Below are 6,166 nucleotides of genomic sequence, written 5' to 3'. Positions count from 1 at the left end.
CCTGAAAAAATCAAAGAGTTGGAGAATGGGAGAGTAATTTAAACTGAAATTTTGAAATATAATGTTTTGCTATATGATACTTCATTTAAATTAACATAGAAATTGAAGTCTTGTACCGGAAATAAAAAGTTAATATAATAAACTCCGGAATTGTGGAATGAAGCAACAGATTTCGAAATTTAGGTTTTATCTAAATCCGAAAATGTTGTATCTATGTTGTAACTAAAAAGAAAAAGGGGTGTAAGATATTTTCTTACACCCCTCTATTATTGTAGCGAAGACGGGAATTGAACCCGTGACCTCAGGGTTATGAATCCTGCGCTCTAACCAACTGAGCTACCTCGCCGTTTTGGTGGTGCAAATATACAAAAATATTTACTCCCTCCAAATTTATTTTAATTTAAAATACTCCAAAACATCGGCAACATGCTCTGGTTTATTGATTATCTTATTGTTAGCATCTAAAATAAAATACGTTGGCGTCGCATGAACGTTGTAGGTATCTACATAACTGCTGTTCCAGCCTTTTAATTCGGAATCATTTATCCACGGAAATGCTGTAATCTTTTTAGCATATGAATCTCTATCCACGTCCATTGATAATCCTACGACCTGAATGTTTCTCGCTTTTAAATCATTATATTTAGTAAGTAACTTAGGAAGCTCCTCTTCGCAGTGGGAGCATGTTGAAGACCAGAAGATAATGATTTTTTTGTCTGCTTTTACATCATATAATGATTTTGCATTTGTATTTAAAGGAGACTGAAATTTATAATCAGGGAAAGCCGCTCCGATTTCAACGTTAGCATTTGATTTTAATGTGGAAGCCAACCTATCCGTAATCGTACATTTGAGGTTTTTAGCAAGACTGAGGTATTTATTTTTAAATTCCTGCATATCGTATACATCAAAAATGTCGATCAATTCAGAAAGAACGGTCTGGCCGCGTGGGGTTTCCACCTTTAGTGTATCCAACAGTTTATCTACAGAAGTTCCTACATTCGTATTTCCACCTGTATTAAGATAAGCAACCAGAATAGGTCTCAAAAGAGACGAAGTCTCAAGCATATCATTTGATTTGTCAATAAAATTAATGATTTCATCCTGACTTACCTTTTTCGCAGGATTGTTGGAAAGAAATTTACTGTAATTTGAGTTATAGTAATAAATAAAAGGATGCTGGCTTTGATCAATACCTTCAGTACCTCCCGAGAGTCTGCTGATCTCAGTTTTCAAAGCCTTACCAAAATCTGTATTGTCTTTATAATATTCCTTGATCTGAGTCAAAGCCGGAAGTATCATTTCTTTTTTCTGTGAACCTTCCTGAAGTTTACTCATTACATCATTAGCTTCGTCAAGATATTTAATATCTTTAACTTTATTTCCCTGAGTTTCCAGTTTAACAGTTACATCCTTATTTTCTGAAATAAAGTTAAAAGTATTGTTGGAACCCGGAAAATACACTTTCATCATTCCCATATAGTTTTTTGGATACCGGAACGTCCATGTATTATTTTTACTTTGTTCCTTAGTAAATATGATATCCTTTGAACCGTTTAAAGTATATAAAATAGCATCCTGGTCTTTGAAATCGGCAGGAGCCTGAATGGTAACCGTAAACTGAGCCTGTAATGAAAATGCAGCCAATAATGCCGGAATAATAAAAATCTTTTTCATAAGGTAAAAATAAAAAAACTCTCCGATTAATCGGAGAGTTTAATATTATTTTAATAAAATTTTATGCTTTTCTGCTTGTATATTTTTTGGTGAAAAATACAATGAACATTACTGCAATAATGACTAATGCAAACACATACATATCAATTGGAGAGGATTGTGCACCTGGTCCAACTGCGCCTCTATTGGTTGCCCCGGAATCTGGCGCCGGCGGCATCTTCTGTGCATTGATCAGAAGAAATCCGAAAATCAGGAAAAAAGCTGAAACTAGTTTATTTATTATTCTCATATTTATTATTTTAAGATTTTGGTATTAACAGTTTCTCCTTTGTCGGAAACAACTTTTACAACATAAGAATTTTTAAGTTTACTGTCAAGTTCGATTACAAAATCTGTAGAAGTATTAACTGCTTTCTTAGCAATAACCAATTTACCGCTCATATCATAAACCTCAATATCTGCTTTTTTCCAATTAGGATCGAATCTAACGATGTAGTTCTCAATTCCAGGATTGTATACGACTACCGTTCTTGAAGGAGACTTCGTTTCGTTAGTTGCCAATACAACACTGCTTGGTTCACCGTAATAAAGATCATATTCAGCTCCGTTTACAGGAATTACAGCACCCTGAAGTGCAGGCTGAACAGTTCCGGTCTGTGATTTATAATAAAAACCAATACCAGAAGATAAGGTGTGAACACCATTATTGATTGGGCTTGCATTTTCAAGAATTTCAAACTTATAAGACTTTATCGTATTAAGATCAAAGTTTTTCATCTTAATATTTTTGCCTTTAAAGTTAGCTTCGTTGGCTTCGTTAATATACAACCAGTACTGAGACTGATAGTTTGTGTCAACCCCTCCGGTAGAAGCTTCTTCATAAGTACCTAATACATCAGTAACATCTAATGTCACCTGAGTTTTTGCGGCATTTACAGAATGTCCGGTAGCTCCATCAGGATAAACCACATAATATGTTCTGGCTACTTCATTACCATTAGCATCAAGACCAATAACACCCAGCTGTTTTACAGTTCCCAAAGTAGTATTCTTGTTTGCTGTTACGGTATAAGCCGTAGTGGCATTTCTTGTATAATAATTAAATCTTCGAAGATTTGCAAAGTTAAGTTGGGGTGGTGTACCTGAGCTACCGTCTAATTTAATAACGAAAGTACCCATCGGTCTTACCATCATGTAATTAATATCCCCTGTAGGAGTAGAAGAACCAGCTGCAAAAGTAATATATTTATATGCACTGTTTCCGCCGGTTGTAGTAGTTCCTCCAGATGTAGTTTGTACAGCATTCGGAGAAATTTCAAGCCTTACACCTTGGACATTTGGTATATAAACCCCATCAGTAGTAGCCGGATTCTTTATATTTGACAAATCAAGATTGGTTAGAAACGGATTACCGAACTGATAAACGTTTTTACCATATGTCCCAACCCACGGTGTGGTTTCGAATTCATCCTGAACATAAGAATAATACTTTTCATTGTATTGGTTAAGCGCATTCCCGTTTGTTCCGAAATTCACATTTGCTCCGGCACCCTGCAACGTAGTAGAAGCACCAATATCCGTAAGAGGACGTCCTTTTAGCGTTCTTGTCGTATTGCTTACATCAAGGCCCAAACCTCCCAACATATAATAAGCAAATCCGTCCAGTCCGACTCCTATCTTGTAGCCGGTACCAAAATTCTGTGCTACAACGTTTGTATTGTTGTTCCAAAGGATTTCATTTTTTGAATGTCTTACATTCGTAAATGTTTTTCCTAATTCAGAGCTTAATGTAGATGCTGTTTTATCATAAAAAGGAAGACCGACCTGCTGGTAGGTACCATGGTTAACGGCTCTGTACTCCTGGTCTATGATCCCGGTAATATTGGCCTGAGGAACTCCTGAAATAAATAATTGACCGTATGTATAAGCCGGTGTTGCAGAAGAACTGTTGGTATTATAGGTAGAATAAGCAGTAGGTTCATTAAGCTTATTAATGAAATTACCTCCGCCACTGCTTTCCGTTTTATCAACATTGCTGGTAGTAATGGTTTTAAAAGAATCTGTGGTGGTTCCCTGAATCATGAAATTACCATGATTCTCGATAACTCCTGTACCTCTCATCTGTAATCCGCCGCCACTGTAAACCAGAGTGCCTTTACTTACGTACGTAGTAGCATTATCATCTACGTGTATCAGAACATTCTGCGCCTGAACAGAACAAATGGCTGTTAATAAGCCAATAGCAAATAAACTTTTTCTCATTGTATATAAATATTTGTGCGTTAATACAATATCTCAATGGCAAAGGTATGCCTTTTTTACTAAAAAACAAAAATATTTTATCTATTAACAAAAATATTATCTTCCGTTAATATGATTTCTTTTTCCTCCCCTATTGAAAACATATAATCTTCCAGTACTTTTTCCGTCGTTCCCCTCAGACCCCTTGCTCCAAGCCCCTTTTCCATGGTTTCTTCCACAATTTTTTCAACAGCACCGTCCGTAAACACCAATTCGGCACCATCCATTTTGAAAAGTTCAATAAACTGATTCACAATAGAGTTTTTCGGTTCTTTCATGATCCTAACCATTGTCTCTTTCGTGAGCTTATCGAGATACGTGATGATCGGAAATCTCCCTAAAAGCTCGGGAATTAATCCGAAGGAACGAAGGTCAATTGCATTAATATTTGTTAATATATATTCGTCCTCATCTGTCTTATTGATTTTCTCCGAACTGAAGCCGATCGCCTGCTTGTTCATTCTTCTTTCAATAATTTCTTTAATTCCGTCAAAAGCGCCACCGGCAATAAAGAGTATATTCTGGGTATTTACCTGGATGTATTTCTGATCAGGATGCTTTCTTCCTCCTTGTGGCGGAACGTTTACGATGCTTCCCTCCAGCAGTTTCAGTAATCCCTGCTGCACGCCTTCCCCGGAAACATCCCTGGTAATGCTAGGATTGTCCGATTTTCTGGCAATTTTATCAATCTCGTCAATAAATACGATTCCTTTTTCCGCTTTCTCAACATCATAATCTGCAACCATTAAAAGCCTGGAAAGGATACTTTCCACATCTTCCCCTACATATCCGGCTTCGGTTAAAATGGTTGCATCCACAATACAGAACGGTACATTCAGTTCGCGGGCAATAGTCTTTGCCAGCAAGGTTTTTCCGGTTCCCGTTTCGCCGATCATGATGATGTTGGATTTCTCCAGCTCCACTTCCCTGTTCTCTTCCTGAGCGTGAAGGAGTCTTTTGTAGTGGTTGTAAACTGCAATGGACAATTGCTTTTTGGCCTGGTCCTGTCCGATGACATACTGATCAAGAAACTCCTTGATCTCTTTCGGCTTTTTCAGTTCGTTTATATTTTCTGCCGGGGCATATCCGGATTTGGATCCGCTGTCTTTTACGATAGCATGTGCCTGCTCGATACAGTTTTCGCAGATAAAGCCGTTCTGTCCGGAAATCAGCATCTGCACTTCATTTCTCTTTCTTCCGCAGAAAGAACATTGGTTTGAATTCATTTGTTATATAACTATAATAAAGGTATAGATAAAAGAAACCCGTAAAATGAGTTTCACGAGTTCCTGGTATTTTAAGAATTAATGATGGAGTTCCGGATCCCGGTATACTCTTCATCGGTAAGCTTCAGACGCTCATTTTTAAAATTCATATCCTCCACCTGGTTTAAGGGGATTAAATGAATATGGGCGTGAGGAACCTCCAGTCCGACCACAGCCACTCCTACTCTTATACACGGGATTGCTTTTTTAATTTTTTTGGCAACCTCCTGTGCAAAACCCCAGAGGTTTTTATATTCTTCACTTTCCAGATCAAAAATCAGATCCACTTCTTTTTTGGGAACTACCAGTGTGTGCCCTTTTACCAAAGGCATTGCATCCAGAAAGGCAATAAAGTTTTCATCTTCAGCTATTTTGTAGGAAGGGATCTCGCCATTGATGATTTTTGTGAATATGGTACTCATGTTCTAAAATATAAAGTTGAGTGTCTGTTACAGAGTAATTTCCAATACCTCAAACGATAGTTTGTTGCCGTTTGGTAAAGTAATGTCTGCCGTTTCTCCTACCGCTTTTCCCAGTAAGCCTTTGGCAATGGGTGTATTTACCGAAATCTTTCCGGCCTTAAGATCGCTTTCATTATCCGGAACCAGGGTAAATGCCTGCTCCTGATTTGTAGCATTATTTTTAAGCCTTACTGTTGTAAGAATGGAAACTTTTGAGGTATCCAACTGGCTTTCATCTATTATTTTTGAACCTGAAATAACGTCTTTCAGCTTGGAAATCCTCATTTCGAGCATTCCCTGGGCTTCTTTGGCTGCATCGTATTCTGCATTTTCAGACAAATCTCCTTTATCTCTTGCTTCAGCGATCTGCTGGGTAATTTTCGGTCTTTCTACAGTTTCCAACTGCTCCAGCTCAGCTTTCATTTTCTCCAGTCCCTCCTTTGTAACATAGCTTGCCATAAT

General features: G+C 37.5%; 6 protein-coding genes and 1 tRNA gene. All 7 read right to left on the bottom strand.

Going from position 1 to position 6,166, the window contains the following annotated elements; all coding sequences use genetic code 11:
- Positions 1 to 272: 272 nt before the first annotated feature.
- Positions 273 to 346: transfer RNA gene (locus ACED20_RS05010), tRNA-Met, on the bottom strand.
- Between the two features lie 44 nt (positions 347 to 390).
- Positions 391 to 1,677, bottom strand: coding sequence for a TlpA disulfide reductase family protein (locus ACED20_RS05005; RefSeq protein WP_294237266.1), 1,287 nt, complete (start codon positions 1,675 to 1,677; stop codon positions 391 to 393).
- 61 nt (positions 1,678 to 1,738) lie between these two features.
- Positions 1,739 to 1,966, bottom strand: a complete 228-nt coding sequence (locus tag ACED20_RS05000) for a signal peptidase (protein ID WP_294221852.1) — start codon at positions 1,964 to 1,966, stop codon at positions 1,739 to 1,741.
- 5 nt (positions 1,967 to 1,971) lie between these two features.
- Positions 1,972 to 3,939, bottom strand: a complete 1,968-nt coding sequence (locus ACED20_RS04995) for a T9SS type A sorting domain-containing protein (protein WP_294221856.1) — start codon at positions 3,937 to 3,939, stop codon at positions 1,972 to 1,974.
- Positions 3,940 to 4,016: 77 nt separating this feature from the next.
- Positions 4,017 to 5,204: an ATP-dependent Clp protease ATP-binding subunit ClpX gene (gene clpX / locus ACED20_RS04990; protein WP_378103672.1), complete on the bottom strand. Its 1,188-nt coding sequence runs from the start codon at positions 5,202 to 5,204 to the stop codon at positions 4,017 to 4,019.
- A 71-nt stretch (positions 5,205 to 5,275) separates the two neighbouring features.
- Complete coding sequence (locus ACED20_RS04985; protein ID WP_294200372.1) at positions 5,276 to 5,665, bottom strand: HIT family protein; 390 nt, start codon at positions 5,663 to 5,665, stop codon at positions 5,276 to 5,278.
- 27 nt (positions 5,666 to 5,692) lie between these two features.
- Complete coding sequence (greA, locus tag ACED20_RS04980; protein WP_294200371.1) at positions 5,693 to 6,163, bottom strand: transcription elongation factor GreA; 471 nt, start codon at positions 6,161 to 6,163, stop codon at positions 5,693 to 5,695.
- Positions 6,164 to 6,166: the final 3 nt, after the last annotated feature.

This window comes from Chryseobacterium sp. sg2396 (assembly GCF_042610505.1).
In the GTDB taxonomy this organism is placed as follows: Bacteria; Bacteroidota; Bacteroidia; order Flavobacteriales; family Weeksellaceae; genus Chryseobacterium.
The sequence above is the reverse complement of the archived record's forward strand: the minus strand, read 5'-3'. Positions and strand labels throughout refer to the sequence as shown.

Coding starts and splice junctions, on each gene's coding strand:
- ACED20_RS05005 (WP_294237266.1), bottom strand. CDS start 1,677: ATGAAAAAGATTTTTATTATTCCGGCATTATTGGCTGCATTTTCATTA.
- ACED20_RS04985 (WP_294200372.1), bottom strand. CDS start 5,665: ATGAGTACCATATTCACAAAAATCATCAATGGCGAGATCCCTTCCTAC.
- ACED20_RS04995 (WP_294221856.1), bottom strand. CDS start 3,939: ATGAGAAAAAGTTTATTTGCTATTGGCTTATTAACAGCCATTTGTTCT.
- clpX (WP_378103672.1), bottom strand. CDS start 5,204: ATGAATTCAAACCAATGTTCTTTCTGCGGAAGAAAGAGAAATGAAGTG.
- ACED20_RS05000 (WP_294221852.1), bottom strand. CDS start 1,966: ATGAGAATAATAAATAAACTAGTTTCAGCTTTTTTCCTGATTTTCGGA.
- greA (WP_294200371.1), bottom strand. CDS start 6,163: ATGGCAAGCTATGTTACAAAGGAGGGACTGGAGAAAATGAAAGCTGAG.